Consider the following 13,937-nt stretch of genomic DNA (forward strand, 5'->3'; position numbering starts at 1 on the left):
CATGAACTCCGCCTTCGCCGTGCCGGGTCACTGCGACCTGTCATCCAAGCAATTCGGGAGCAGTATCGGAAAGCCATGCGAGATGGCGTTTCAAACTGAGGGCGGCGTATAGCGGGAAAGCGCCTGCGCGTCAACGCGCATTTTGCGAAATCCCGCGCCTTCCGGATTCACCTGTGCTTGAATTCCGCCTTGCGCTTCGCCACGAAGGCGGCCATCCCCTCCTTCTGGTCCTCGGTGGCGAAAAGCGCCTGGAACAGCCGCCGTTCGAAACGCAGCCCCTCGGCAAGCGTCACTTCCAGCGAGCGGTTGACCGCTTCCTTGGCCATCACTACCGCCGTAAGCGCGAAGGAGGCGATCTTCTCGGCGGCGGCGAGCGCCTCTTCCATCAATCTGTCGGGCGTGACGACGCGGGCCACGAGGCCGGCCCGCTCCGCCTCTGCCGCGTCCATCATGCGGCCGGTGAGGATCAGATCCATCGCCTTCGCCTTGCCGACGGCCCGCGTCAGGCGTTGCGACCCGCCCATTCCGGGGATGACGCCGAGGGTGATTTCCGGTTGGCCGAATTTGGCCGTCTCCGATGCGATGATGAAGTCGCACATCATGGCGAGTTCGCAGCCGCCGCCAAGCGCAAAGCCGGAAACCGCCGCAATCATCGGCTTGCGGGCGCCGGCGACGTGCTCCCAACCGCCGAGAAAGTCGCCGAGGTAGCTGTCGACGAAATCGAGCGACTGCATTTCCTTGATGTCGGCTCCGGCCGCGAATGCCTTTTCCGAGCCGGTAATGACGATCGCGCCGACCCCCTTGTCCGCATCGAAGGCTTTCAGCGCCGCATCAAGCTCGCGCATCAGCGTCGAATTCAGCGCGTTCAGCGCCTGCGGCCGATTGAGGGTGATCAGGCCGACCCGCCCGCGCGTCTCGACCAGCAGCGTCTCGTAGTTCATTGTCGTCTCCTCCACCTTCGATCTCGATTCCGGCAAGCGGCACGCGGGCGGAAGCCGCACATGCCCCCTGCCCCTATTTCTGGCAGCGCGGGCAATGGAAGGTCGAACGCCCCGCCTGAACCATGCGGGCGACCGTACCGCCGCAGCCCGGCTTACGGCAAGCCTCGCCCTCCCGGTCATAGACGGAGAAGGCGTGCTGGAAATAGCCGAGGCTGCCATCCGCCTGGATATGGTCCTTGAGCGACGAACCGCCTGCCGCGATCGCGTCGGCAATCACCGCCCGGATCGCCTCCACAAGCGAGAACAAGGCTCGTTTCGGACGAGCGCGCTTGTCGATCAGCGTTCCGGCGGCCCTGTTCGGCGAAAGACCCGATCGCCACAGCGCCTCGCACACATAGATATTACCGAGTCCGGCGATCGTCCTCTGGTCGAGGAGCGCCGTCTTCAGCGGCTGCGACTTTCCGTTGAACCGGGCGGCGAGATAAGCGGCGTCGAGGGCGTTGCCCGTCGGCTCCTCGCCAAGGTCGCGGAAGAAGGCGTGCTCGGCAATCGAGTCGCGCCGCGCCAGATCCATGAAGCCGAAGCGCCGCGGATCGTTGTAAATGACGCGCGTCTGGCCGGACGCTCCGTGGAGATGGAAGACCACATGGTCGTGCTTTTCGTCCTTGCCGCGCGGATGATGGAATTCGCCGGGCGCCGCCGGCTCCGCGCCGGCTGCGATGCGGAACGACCCGGACATGCCGAGATGCGCGACGATCACGTCGCCGCCCTCGAGGTCGATCATCAGATATTTGGCGCGACGGGAGAGCGCGAGAATGCGGCGGCCCGAGACGGCGGCGGCGAAATTGTCGGGAAAGGGAAAGCGGAGGTCCGGCCGGCGCAATTCGGCGCGCACCAGCAGCGCCCCCTCCATCGTCGGCGCCAATCCGCGTTTGACCGTCTCGACCTCAGGCAATTCCGGCATCGGCCGTCTTCCTTCATTCTTTATTCATGCCATCCGCCCGCATCGCGAGCGCGCCATTCCCATGGCATGATGGATATCCTATAGGACGCGCTATGTCGCAGCGACATCCCGCGGCTGAGATAGCGCGGGCGGGATGATTTCGCTATGGTGCCGGCAAAATTCGTTGAAGTGGAGTTTTCGGATGACGGATGAGCGCGTATCGGCCGATGGCGGGATGGAGACCTCCTTCGGTTTCCGCGAAGTCGGCACGGGCGAAAAGCAGCCGCTCGTCAACGACGTCTTCCACAAGGTCGCCCAACGCTACGACATCATGAACGACGTCATGTCGGCCGGTCTTCACCGCGTCTGGAAGGATGCGATGATCGCGGCGCTCAACCCGCCGCGCCGTGAGGACTACCGGGTGCTTGACGTTGCAGGCGGCACCGGCGACATCGCCTTCCGCATCGTCGAGGCCTCCGACCGCCGAGCGCACGCGACCGTGCTTGACATCAACGGATCGATGCTTGCCGTCGGCGCCGAGCGCGCCAGGAGGAAGGGGCTTCTCGGCAATCTCGAATTCGTCGAGGCGAATGCCGAGGACCTGCCTTTCGCGGCGAACTCCTTCGATGCCTATACGATCGCCTTCGGCATTCGCAACGTGCCGCGCATCGAAGTGGCGCTCGAGGAGGCCTACCGCGTCCTGAAGCGCGGCGGGCGGTTGCTGGTGCTCGAGTTCTCCGAGGTCGAGATGCCGCTCCTGGACCGCGTCTACGACGCCTGGTCCTTCAACGCGATACCGAAGTTCGGCAAGCTCATCACCGGCGACGATGCGCCCTACCAGTATCTGGTCGAATCGATCCGCAAGTTCCCGAACCAGCGCGATTTCGCCACGATGATCCGCACTGCCGGCTTTGGCCGCGTCTCCTTCACCAACTATACGGGCGGCATCGCGGCCTTGCATTCCGGGTGGAAAATCTGACCGCATGAGCACGCCTGGAGCATATTTCCGTCTCGTGCGGATCGGCTGGGTGCTGGCACGGGAGGACGCCTTCGCAGCGGTCCCGTCCGAACACCTTCCTCCGCTGGCGCGTTTCGTGCAGCGGCTCGCCGGCTTGCTTGCCCGCCGAAAGGCCCGATTCGAGGTGCGCAGCGGCCGGCTCGCCCGGGCTGTCGAACGGCTTGGCCCCTCCTATGTCAAGATCGGCCAGTTTCTCGCGACACGCCCGGATGTGGTCGGCGCGGAACTGGCCGCCGACCTGTCTCTCCTGCAGGACCGGATGGCGACCTTTCCCGAGAGCGAGGCCCGCGCCGCGATCGAAGGCTCGCTCGGCCGCTCCGTCGATGCGCTCTTCGTCGAGTTTTCCGAAGCGATGGCCGCCGCGTCGATCGCCCAGGTCCATCCGGCCGTGATCCTGCGCGACGGCAGGCGCGAAAGGGTGGCCGTCAAGGTCATCCGCCCGGGCGTGCGCCAGCGCTTCGCCGCCGACATCGAGGCGATGTACCTGGTTTCGCGCATGCAGGAGCGGTTCCTGCCCTATACCCGCCGGTTGAGGCCGGTCGAGGTGACGAAGACGCTCGAACAGACGACCAAGGTCGAAATGGACCTGAGGCTCGAGGCGGCTGCACTTTCCGAACTCGGCGAGAACACCAGGGAAGATTCCGGTTTTCGCGTCCCAAAGGTCGACTGGGAACGCACCGGCCGCGACGTCGTGACGATGGAATGGATCGACGGCGTGAAGATGTCGGACATCGAAGGCCTTCGGGCTGCCGGCCACGACCTGAACACGCTCGCCGAAGCGCTGATCCAGTCCTTCCTGCGCCACACGCTGCGCGACGGCTTCTTCCACGCCGATATGCACCAGGGCAACCTGTTCGTCGACGGGGCAGGGCACATCGTTGCCGTCGACATGGGGATCGTCGGCCGGCTCGGCAAGAAGGAACGCCGCTTCCTCGCCGAGATCCTCTACGGCTTCATCACGCGCGACTACCAGCGGGTCGCCGACGTGCATTTCGAGGCGGGCTACGTGCCTTCGCATCACGACGCCGCGAGCTTTGCCCAGGCGATCCGCGCCATCGGCGAACCGATCCACGGCCAGCCGGCCGAAACTATCTCGATGGCCAAGCTCCTGACGCTGCTCTTCGAGGTGACCGAGCTCTTCGACATGCAGACGCGTCCCGAGCTCGTCATGCTGCAGAAGACCATGGTCGTCGTCGAGGGTGTGGCCCGCACGCTCAACCCGCGCTTCAACATGTGGAAGGCGTCGGAACCGGTGGTCGGCAAGTGGATCCGCGACAATCTCGGGCCGAAACGGATCGTTTCGGATCTGCGTGACGGGCTGCATGCAGCGCTCCGGGTTGCCGAAGCCGCTCCGGAAATCGCCGCGCGCACCGAACGATTTTCCGCGGAAATCATGGCGATGGCCGAAAACGGCCTGCGCTTCGATCCCGAGACGGCCGAGGCGATCGGCAAGGCGGAAGCGCGGCATACGCGGTCCGGACGCGTGGCGCTTTGGGTGATTGCGGCCGTGCTTATCTATATCGCCTGGCAGCTTGCGTGATTGGCTGTAATAGCCCCTCACCCTAGCCCTCTCCCCGTAAGAACGGGGAGAGGGAACGCGGTTGGCGCCGCGAGTCTCCTTCGCCCCGCTTGCGGGGAGAAGGTGGCCGGCAGGCCGGATGAGGGGCGAATGCGAACGCGGTTCACCAAAAACCCCTTCCTGATTCCACCATCCTGAAGTAGCATTCGCCCATGGACTATCGTTTTTCGCTCGTGATGATGGTGACCACGCAGACCTCAGGGTGGGCGGGAGACCTGTTGCGCTAAGCGAGCCGTCTTCATGCCAACCCTGCCGAGGCGAGCAGGGTCCGGCTCTGTTTCCTCGGCGAGAAGAGAGAGGAAACAATGATCGCTGATTCGCCCGCACTCCATATCCGCGCCGCTTCCGTTGCCGACTGGGAAGCTCTTGCCGCCTTGAGGGATCTGCCGGGCGTACGCAGCGGAACGCTGCGCCTGCCTTTTGCGCCCCCGGAGCAGACGCGCCGCTGGCTCGAAAGCCTGACGGAAAACGACCTGGTCATCGTCGCCGAACTGGAGGAGCGGATCGTCGGGCTCGCCGGATTGCACCGCCACAAGGGGCGGCGGCAGCACGCGGCCGATCTCGGCATGTCGGTCCATGATGACTACCGCCGGCGCGGCATCGGAAAAGCCCTGCTCGAGGCGTTGATGGAGGCGGCGGACAGGTGGCTCGGCATCTCCCGCATCGAACTGACGGTTTTCACCGACAACGAGGCGGCGATCGCTCTCTACCGCAATGGGGGCTTCGTAACCGAAGGAGTCCTGAAATCCTATGCGTTCCGGGACGGAGCCTACGCCGACGTCTTCACGATGGCGCGCCTGCGGACGTGATCGGAAAGAGGTATCCTGGCCTCCTCCGATGAGGAAGGTCGGAGCCGATTTGCAGTCCCGGCGTCTTTCGGGCAATCGTCGAAACTGTCATCATTCACCAACGGGGAGACCAGGACACATGACGCAGGAAACCCCTCCAGTTCCGGCCGGCGCCGTCATCCGACAAGGCGGAAGGACGTGCTTTCATCGGCTGACGAATACCACGCCGGTGCTCATTCATGTGCGTTCCGGAAACAAGGTCGTGGTTATGCGCGACACGCATTTGCACCTCGCGGCCGGCGAATATGGCCTGCTGCCAGATCATCAACCCATGACGATGGAGAACATTCCCAGGGCACCGCTCAGCTACGAAGCGCGTGTGCTGCCTGTACCACGTCCCTTGTTCGAGGAAACCTACGCCCGCCTGGCCTTCATCACGCCTCCCCGAACGGCCCTCGCCGTCAAGGCTATGGACCTGCCGGCCGAGGCCGCGGCGCTGTTTGATTTCTGCTGTTCCTCGGAAAGCTTCGCAAAACTCCCCCTCCCCGTCGCGACGGTTCGCTTGATGGAACTCATCACCTGGTTCGCCTTGAGCGGAGCCGTTTTGGGCAACCAGGCAAGTCCCCTTTTGCAGCATCGGCTGCGCCAGATGATCGACGCGGACCCGGCCCGCAACTGGACCTTGGGGCACGCCGCGCGCAGTTTCCACATGAGCGAGGCCACGCTTCGGCGCAAGCTGGCGGCGGAAAACACCAGCTTCACGGAAACATTGAGCGATACGCGGATGACGCGGGCGCTGGCGCTCCTGCAAACGACCGCCCTGCCGATCGCCCACGTTGCCCAGGAGGTGGGCTACGACTCGCCCTCCCAGTTCTCGGCCCGATTCAAAGACAGGTTCGGCATCAATCCGCGCGAGGTGCGGGGAGATCTCGGCATATTTGAGCGGATCGGGACAGAAGTTGAGCATATCGGGAGAGACAGCGTGTTCGCCTGAGGATACGGTTGCTTTGTCAGATCATCTCATTGTTTCACTGAAACACTGAGATGACCTAACCCTTTGAAACTACGCAATTCCGGACGGAAAACCGTTGCACACTTTTCCTGGAATTGCTCCAGCAACTGCAGGAAAGACCCATGCGCTTCATCACGACACTCCTCGCCCTGAGCTTCCTCGGCGCCACCGCCGCGCACGCCGAAATGAAACTGACCTCGAACGACCTGGCGGCCGGAAAGCCCATGGCCGACGCCCAGGTCTTCAACGGCTTCGGCTGCAGCGGCAAAAACATCTCGCCGCAATTGAAATGGTCGGGCGCGCCATCGGGCACCAAGAGCTTCGCCATCATGGCCTACGATCCCGATGCCCCGACCGGGTCCGGCTGGTGGCACTGGACCGTCTTCAACCTTCCCGCCGATGCCACCGAGATTGCGACCGGCGCAAGCGGAAAGCTCCCCGCGGGCGCGATCGAGGGCCGCACCGACTTCGGTGCGTCCGGCTACGGTGGCGCATGCCCGCCGGAAGGCCATGGACCGCACCGCTACCAGTTCACGGTCTACGCGCTGTCTCTCGACAAGCTCCCCCTCGACAAGGACGCGCCGGGTGCCATGGTTGGTTTCTTTGCCCGGGCCAATGCGCTGGACCACGCGACGATCGAGGTCACCTACGAGCGCTGATACGGCGCCAGCGTTAGCAACGCTCTTTGCACCCTGCGGCGGATTTTGCGCCGCAGGGCAGAAGTGTTGCCCCTGCTCGCAGTCCGGAGCCTCCCATTGCGCGCGTCAATCGCCTCGGTTACAGCGCCGCGCGTCCAATTAGACGCGCAAAGGTCGCTGTAGCACTTTGAATTGCTGCATGATTCCTTAAACCGATTCCGATTTAGGGAATCATGCAGTAGGGTCGCGATTGAAAGCAAGGAGCGGCGAAAAGCCGAAGCGGAATGACACTGTCGGGCAAGCGCATTCTTCTCATCATTTCCGGCGGGATCGCGGCCTATAAGAGCCTCGACCTCATCCGCCGCCTGCGCGAGCGCGGCGCTGTGGTTCGGCCGGTGATGACGGCGGGGGCGCAGCAGTTCGTGACGCCGCTCGCCGTCGGCGCGCTTTCCGCGTCCCAGGTCTACACGGAGCTCTTTTCGCGCGAGGACGAGCAGGACGTCGGCCATATCCGGCTGGCGCGCGAGTGCGACCTCGTGGTCGTGGCGCCGGCGACCGCCGACCTGATGGCCAAGATGGCGCACGGCCATGCCGACGACCTTGCCTCGACGGTCCTGCTCGCAACCGATCGCACCGTCCTCGTCGCGCCTGCGATGAACCCGAAGATGTGGACCAATCCGGCGACGCGCCGCAACCGCGCGACGCTTGAAGCCGACGGCATCCGCTTCGTCGGCCCCGCCTCGGGCGAGATGGCGGAGAGCGGCGAGGCCGGCGAAGGCCGTATGGCCGAGCCGCTGGAAATAGTCGCGGCGATCGAAGGATTGATGTCCGACCCAAAGCCGCTTGCGGGGCGGAAGGCGATCGTCACCTCCGGGCCGACGCACGAGCCGATCGACCCGGTCCGCTATATCGCCAACCGCTCATCCGGCAAGCAGGGCCATGCGATCGCCGCAGCGCTGGCGCGGCTCGGGGCGGACGTCACCCTGGTCTCCGGACCGGTGACGATCCCGGATCCTCTCGGCGTGCGCGTCGTTCGCGTCGAGCGCGCCGAAGAGATGCGAGACGCGGTCGTCGCCGCCCTTCCGGCCGATGTGGCGGTGATGGTCGCGGCGGTCGCCGATTGGCGCGTCGCATCGGCCGCGGGCAACAAGATCAAGAAGCGGCCGGGCGAGGCGCCTCCGCCGCTCTCGCTTGCCGAAAATCCCGACATCCTGAAGACCATAGGGCACCATGCATCACGACCGAAGCTGGTGATCGGCTTTGCAGCGGAGACGGAAAACGTCGCCGAGAACGGCCGCGCCAAGCTTGAAAGGAAAGGCGCCGATTACATTGTCGCAAACGACGTTTCGCCGAAGACGGGGATCATGGGCGGCGACAGGAACCGGGTGAAACTGATCGCCCGCGACGGCACGCAGGAGTGGCCGGAGATGGGCAAGGACGCGGTGGCGGACAAGCTCGCGGCCCTCATCGCCGCGAAGCTCGTGCGGTAAAAAGCGCCATCTGGATCAGGCAACAGGGAGGCCGCTTGCAAGCTCCATGGAAGAGGGCGCAGCGGCAACGGGCGTCCGCACCGGAACGTCAGCCGCGCCGAAAAGGCGAACGTCGACGCCGTTTTCGCCGACGATCACAGCCGAACCATCCGGAATCTCGGCCCAGGCGTTGTCGTCGTCGTTGAGCGGTTCCGAGACGAGGCAGTAGCCGCCCTGCGGCCCCATCGGTGCGGCGTAGAGCGTCGGCGCCTTGCGGTCGGAGGCATAGCGGACCGCATAGAGATCCTCGCCGTTGGAAAATGCCGCGGTGAAGCGGACGAGCACCCTTAGGCCCAGTTGTTCTGCCAGGCGCTCCACGAAGCCGAGCGCCTCGGCAACGGCACCGAGCGGGTTGCGATCGAGGCCGAACTGCAGCGCCAGCAGGAACAGCAGTTCCGAATCGGTCGTGCCGGTGCGGGCCGTATAGAGATCGTCGGCGAGCATGTTTTCCATCGGCCGGCGCAGATGCTCGAAATGGCCGATCTGGCCGTTGTGCATGAAAGCCCAGCGGCCATGCACGAAGGGGTGGCAATTGTCGCGTCGCGTGCCGCCGCCGGTCGCCGCGCGGACATGCGCCAGGAAGAGACGGGAGCGGATCTGGCGCGCAATGCTCTTCAGGTTGCAGTCGGACCAGGCGGGCAGGATGTCACGATAGCGGCCGGGCTCGGGGCGGTCGCCATACCAGGCGATACCGAAGCCGTCGCCGTTTGTCGCGGTCTTCGCCCGTGTCGCGCAATGGGACTGCTCGATCAGCGAATGCGCCGGCGAGGTCACCAGCTCCTCGAGATAAAGCGGCTCTCCACGATAGGCTGCCCAGCGGCACATGCGTCGATCTCTCCGGTTCGGGTTCTTTTGATAAGAGGCGATTCGCCGACCATCGTCACGGCGATGTTCAGTCGAACATGGTAAAAATGCGTTAACACTTTTCGCATGGCGTGCTTTCGCCCGTAACCTCGTCGCCCACGCCGCCTCCATCGGCACGACGGAAAAACAATTTCGAATAAACATTCCATATTGACAAGTTTCGCTCATTTCATTTCATTTCCGTGCCTGTCACAGGAGGGCTCGGCCCGGGAGGAACGACATGAGCGGCAAACGCAGACTGGGTGTCGGCCTGATCGGCACGGGCTTCATGGGCAAGGCCCATGCGCTAGGCTTCACCATCGCAGCACGGGTCTTCGACCTGCCCTTCGAACTGGATCTCGTCTCGGTGGCCGACGTGACGGCCGATGGCGCCGAGGCCGCCCGCGCGCGCCTCGGCTTCAGGAAGGCGACCGCCGACTGGCGCGACCTGCTGACCGATCCGGATATCGACATCATCGACATCACCACGCCGAACCTTTTGCACAAGGAAATGGCGCTTGCGGCGATCGCTCATGGCAAGCACGTCTATTGCGAGAAGCCGCTGGCGCCGACCGTTGCCGAGTGCGCCGAAATGGTTGCGGCGGCCGAAAAGGCCGGGCTCGTCACCCAGGTCGGCTTCAACTATCTGAAGAACCCGCTGATCTTCCTTGCGAAGGACATCATCGACAGCGGCGAGATCGGCGAGATCCGGTCGTTCCGCGGTATCCATGCCGAGGATTTCATGGCAGACGCCGGCATCCCGTGGGCCTGGCGGCTCGATCCGCGAAGCGGCGGCGGCGCGCTTGCCGACATCGGCAGCCACATCATCGCCTGCATGCGCCACCTCGTCGGGCCGATCAAATCCGTGCTTGCCGAAACCGTGATCCATATACCGGAACGTCCGATGTCGCGCGGCGCGGCCGAGACCCGCGCCGTCGAAGTCGACGATATCGCGCGTGCCTTCGTCCGCTGCGAGAACGGCGCGAGCGGCAGCTTCGAGGCGAGCTGGATCGCCACCGGGCGCAAGATGCAGCATGACTTCGAGATTTACGGCTCCAAGGGCAGCATCGTCTTCACCCAGGAGCGTCTGAACGAGATCAAGGTCTATTACGCCGGCGACGACATCAAGAGCCGCGGCTTCCGCACGATCTGGGCCGGCCCGGAGCACCCGCCCTACGGCGCCTTCTGCGTGGCACCGGGACACCAGATCGGCTTCAACGACCTGAAGGCCATCGAGGTCCACGAATTCCTCGACGCGATCGCCAATGGCGGGAAACCTTCGACGGATTTCCGCGAAGGCTTTGAGGTGCAGAAGGTGCTCTCGGCGACCTACCAGTCGGCGCGAACGAACGAATGGGTGGAGGTCGGCTGACGCACTCCGCCATAGGCGAGTTCTGGACTTCGCCCCTCTCCCCGGGTTTAACCCGAGGACTAGCCTCTCACTGCACGCGGGGAGAGGGGACTGAGGGGTCGCCGCGTGTCCCTTCGCCCCGCCCGGCGGGGAGAAGGTGCCGGCAGGCGGATGAGGGGCGGATCCAACGCGCGACCGCGGCTATCGACCCCATGAAAGACGGTGAAAATGGAACGTCCGTTCTATCCCCGGCTCGGCTAATCGATTAGACTGAGGCAAACGGAACACGGAACCAGCCTGGAGACACAGAACGATGTCAGCGCCTGAGACGACCACGGATGTTCCGCAAGATTTCGAGGCGCTGAAGGCCATCATCCTGGAACGCAAGGCGCAATTGCCCAAGCGGCTGAAACAGGTGGCCGCCTATTCGCTCGACAATCCGGACGAGATTGCCTTCGGAACGGCGGCAAGCATCGCCACCTCCGCCGATGTCCAGCCCTCGACGCTCGTGCGCTTCGCCCAGCATTTCGGCTTCGAAGGCTTTTCGAGCCTGCAGCAGATCTTTCGGGCCCGGCTGCGCGAGCGAACGCCGGGCTACGAGGACCGGCTAAAGGCCCTGCGCGGCAACGACCACAGCAGGCTCGAAAGCGGCTCGATCTTCAACGGCTTCGTGGCCGCCGCGCATCGCTCGCTCGACAATATCGCCACATCCGTCGATCCCGAAGCCTTCGAGCAGGCCGTCGATATCCTCGCCAAGGCGGACACGATCTACTTGATCGCCAAGCGCCGCTCCTACCCGATCTCCAGCTACATGGCCTATGCCTTCGGCAAGCTGAAGGTGAAGTACCAGCATGTCGGCACGGCCGCCGGCATCGACGACGACATGCTGGCGATGGCGACGAAACAAGATGCCGCCTTCGCCGTCAGCTTCTCGCCCTATGCATCCGAAAGTGCGGCCCAGGCGCGCCTGCTTGCGAGCCGCAGGGTTCCGGTCGTGTCGTTGACCGATTCCGCCTTCTCGCCGCTCGCCGAGTCGTCGAAGGTGTGGTTCGAGCTCGTCGAGGCCGATCATGCCGGCTTCCGCTCGCTTTCGGCGAGCATGGCCTTCGCCATGGCGCTGACCGTGGCGATCGCCGAAAAGCGCCGTCGTGCCGAGGATGCCGCCGCAATATAGAACGGAAATTCCATATTGACGAAATGACGGAATTTATGTTTCATATGCACATCGCCCATGACATAATTATAGCTGTCGGCGCCGGCGCGGCGTCCACGGGGAGGAAGCAGTGAGCCAGAGTCCGTCGGCCCAAATTCCATCGGTAAAGGGCGCCAAGCCCCTCGACATCATCACGATCGGCAGAGCCTCGGTCGACCTTTACGGTCAGCAGATCGGCACCCGGCTTGAAGACGTCGCGAGCTTTGCCAAATCCGTCGGCGGCTGCCCCTGCAATATTTCGGTCGGCACTGCACGCCTTGGCTTGAAATCGGCGCTGTTGACGCGCGTCGGCAACGAGCAGATGGGCCGCTTCATCCGCGAGCAGCTGCAGCGCGAGGGAGTGGAAACGCGCGGCATCGTCACCGATCCGGAACGCCTTACCGCACTCGCGATCCTCTCCGTCGAGAACGAGAAATCCTTCCCGCTGCTCTTCTATCGCGACAACTGTGCCGACAATGCGCTTTGCGAGGACGATATTGCGGAAGACTTCATCCGTTCCGCCCGCGCGATCCTCGTGACGGGTACGCATTTCTCGAAGCCGAACACGGATGCGGCCCAGCGCAAGGCGATCCGGATCGCCAAGGAGAGCGGCGCGAAGATCGTCTTCGACATCGACTATCGGCCCAACCTTTGGGGCCTCGCCGGCCACGATGCGGGCGAGAGCCGCTATATCGCTTCCGACCGCGTCTCGGGGCATCTGAAGACCGTGCTCGGCGACTGCGACCTCATCGTCGGCACCGAGGAGGAGGTACTGATCGCCTCGGGCGAGAGCGACCTGCTCCAGGCGCTCAAGACCATCCGTTCCCTGTCGAACGCGACGATCGTTCTGAAGCGCGGACCGATGGGCTGCATCGTCTACGACGGCCCGATCTCGGACGACCTTGAGGACGGCATCGTCGGCAAGGGCTTCCCGATCGAGGTCTACAACGTGCTCGGCGCCGGCGACGCCTTCATGTCCGGCTTCCTACGCGGCTGGTTGAAGGGCGAGCCGCACGCGACCTCCGCCACCTGGGCCAATGCCTGCGGCGCCTTCGCGGTATCGCGGCTGCTCTGTGCGCCGGAGATCCCGACCTGGGTCGAACTACAGTTCTTCCTCGAAAACGGCAGCAAGGAAAAGGCGCTGCGCAAGGACGAGGCGATCAACCACGTACACTGGGCGACGACGCGCCGCCGCGACATCCCTCTTCTGATGGCACTCGCCATCGACCATCGCAGCCAGTTGGAGGATATCGCCGAGGGCAGGCCGGAGCTGCTCCAGCGCATCCCGGCCTTCAAGGCGCTGGCCGTCAGGGCCGCCGCTGAAGTCGCCGGCGGCCGGTCCGGCTTCGGCATGCTGATCGACGACAAATACGGCCGCGACGCGCTTTATGCCGCCGGCGCCTACCGCGACTTCTGGATCGGCAAGCCGATCGAGCTTCCGGGCTCGCGTCCTCTGCAGTTCGAATTCAGCCAGGATCTCGGCAGCCGCCTTATAGACTGGCCGGTCGATCATTGCATCAAGGTGCTCTCCTTCTACCACCCGGACGATCCGGCCGAGCTCAAGGCAGCCCAGATCGCCAAGCTTCGCTCGGCCTTCGAGGCGGCCCGCAAGGTCGGCCGCGAAATCCTCATCGAGATCATTGCCGGCAAGCACGGCACGCTCAATGACGAGACGATACCGCGGGCACTCGACGAGCTTTACGACGCCGGCCTGAAACCCGACTGGTGGAAGCTCGAGCCGCAGGCGAGCCGCGGCGCCTGGGCTGCCATCGACGCCGTCATCGAGACGCGCGACCCGCTCTGCCGGGGCGTCGTTCTCCTCGGCCTTGAGGCCCCCTATGAGGTTCTCAAGGACGGCTTTGCGGCTGCAAGGAGCTCAAAGACGGTGAAGGGATTTGCGGTCGGCCGGACGATTTTTGCCGACGCCGCCAAGAGCTGGCTCACCGGCTCGATGACCGACGAACAGGCGGTCGCCGACATGGCGGCGAAGTTCAAGGCACTGGTGGATCTGTGGTTGCAACTGGGTGAAACCAAGGCTGCTTAGGCGGGACGAGGAAGAGTGGGAAGCGCCCGCATCCTGCTCTAACTTATGGAATCGATAGC

The 13,937-nt window shown here is 64.2% G+C and carries 12 protein-coding genes; 9 read left to right on the forward strand and 3 right to left on the reverse strand.

Annotated features, from left to right (window positions below):
• Window positions 1-167: 167 nt before the first annotated feature.
• The gene (locus AU381_RS10160; protein WP_064241582.1) at window positions 168-941 is read right to left on the reverse strand and encodes an enoyl-CoA hydratase; all 774 of its coding nucleotides are present in this window, start codon (window positions 939-941) and stop codon (window positions 168-170) included.
• 73 nt (window positions 942-1,014) lie between these two features.
• Complete coding sequence (gene mutM / locus AU381_RS10165; RefSeq protein ID WP_064241583.1) at window positions 1,015-1,905, reverse strand: bifunctional DNA-formamidopyrimidine glycosylase/DNA-(apurinic or apyrimidinic site) lyase; 891 nt, start codon at window positions 1,903-1,905, stop codon at window positions 1,015-1,017.
• A gap of 181 nt (window positions 1,906-2,086) precedes the next feature.
• On the opposite strand from mutM, the gene ubiE reads away from it, so the two are divergent.
• From ubiE to coaBC, 6 genes are all read left to right on the forward strand, one after another.
• Window positions 2,087-2,863: a bifunctional demethylmenaquinone methyltransferase/2-methoxy-6-polyprenyl-1,4-benzoquinol methylase UbiE gene (gene ubiE / locus AU381_RS10170; RefSeq protein ID WP_064241584.1), complete on the forward strand. Its 777-nt coding sequence runs from the start codon at window positions 2,087-2,089 to the stop codon at window positions 2,861-2,863.
• 4 nt (window positions 2,864-2,867) lie between these two features.
• A complete protein-coding gene (ubiB, locus tag AU381_RS10175) occupies window positions 2,868-4,442 on the forward strand; it encodes a 2-polyprenylphenol 6-hydroxylase (protein ID WP_064241585.1) in 1,575 nt (524 codons plus the stop codon).
• 344 nt (window positions 4,443-4,786) lie between these two features.
• Window positions 4,787-5,290, forward strand: a complete 504-nt coding sequence (locus AU381_RS10180; protein WP_064241586.1) for a GNAT family N-acetyltransferase — start codon at window positions 4,787-4,789, stop codon at window positions 5,288-5,290.
• 118 nt (window positions 5,291-5,408) lie between these two features.
• A complete protein-coding gene (locus AU381_RS10185) occupies window positions 5,409-6,263 on the forward strand; it encodes a helix-turn-helix transcriptional regulator (RefSeq protein ID WP_064241587.1) in 855 nt (284 codons plus the stop codon).
• Window positions 6,264-6,403: 140 nt separating this feature from the next.
• On the forward strand, window positions 6,404-6,940 hold the full coding sequence (locus tag AU381_RS10190; protein ID WP_064241588.1) for a YbhB/YbcL family Raf kinase inhibitor-like protein: 537 nt from the start codon (window positions 6,404-6,406) through the stop codon (window positions 6,938-6,940).
• 263 nt (window positions 6,941-7,203) lie between these two features.
• A complete protein-coding gene (gene coaBC, locus AU381_RS10195; RefSeq protein WP_064241589.1) occupies window positions 7,204-8,409 on the forward strand; it encodes a bifunctional phosphopantothenoylcysteine decarboxylase/phosphopantothenate--cysteine ligase CoaBC in 1,206 nt (401 codons plus the stop codon).
• A gap of 15 nt (window positions 8,410-8,424) precedes the next feature.
• Here coaBC and AU381_RS10200 read toward each other — a convergent pair whose 3' ends face one another.
• A complete protein-coding gene (locus AU381_RS10200; RefSeq protein WP_064241590.1) occupies window positions 8,425-9,273 on the reverse strand; it encodes a class II glutamine amidotransferase in 849 nt (282 codons plus the stop codon).
• A gap of 259 nt (window positions 9,274-9,532) precedes the next feature.
• On the opposite strand from AU381_RS10200, the gene AU381_RS10205 reads away from it, so the two are divergent.
• The 3 genes from AU381_RS10205 (at window position 9,533) to AU381_RS10215 (ending at window position 13,878) form a co-directional block, all read left to right on the forward strand.
• Entirely contained in the window at window positions 9,533-10,663 is a 1,131-nt protein-coding gene (locus AU381_RS10205) for a Gfo/Idh/MocA family protein (protein ID WP_064241591.1), read from the forward strand.
• Window positions 10,664-10,955: 292 nt separating this feature from the next.
• Window positions 10,956-11,816 (forward strand): MurR/RpiR family transcriptional regulator, encoded by an 861-nt coding sequence (locus AU381_RS10210; RefSeq protein ID WP_064241592.1) that lies wholly within the window; start codon window positions 10,956-10,958, stop codon window positions 11,814-11,816.
• A gap of 109 nt (window positions 11,817-11,925) precedes the next feature.
• Entirely contained in the window at window positions 11,926-13,878 is a 1,953-nt protein-coding gene (locus AU381_RS10215) for a bifunctional 5-dehydro-2-deoxygluconokinase/5-dehydro-2-deoxyphosphogluconate aldolase (RefSeq protein ID WP_064241593.1), read from the forward strand.
• Window positions 13,879-13,937: the final 59 nt, after the last annotated feature.

This window comes from Sinorhizobium glycinis, from assembly GCF_001651865.1.
Classification (GTDB): Bacteria; Pseudomonadota; Alphaproteobacteria; order Rhizobiales; family Rhizobiaceae; genus Sinorhizobium; species Sinorhizobium glycinis.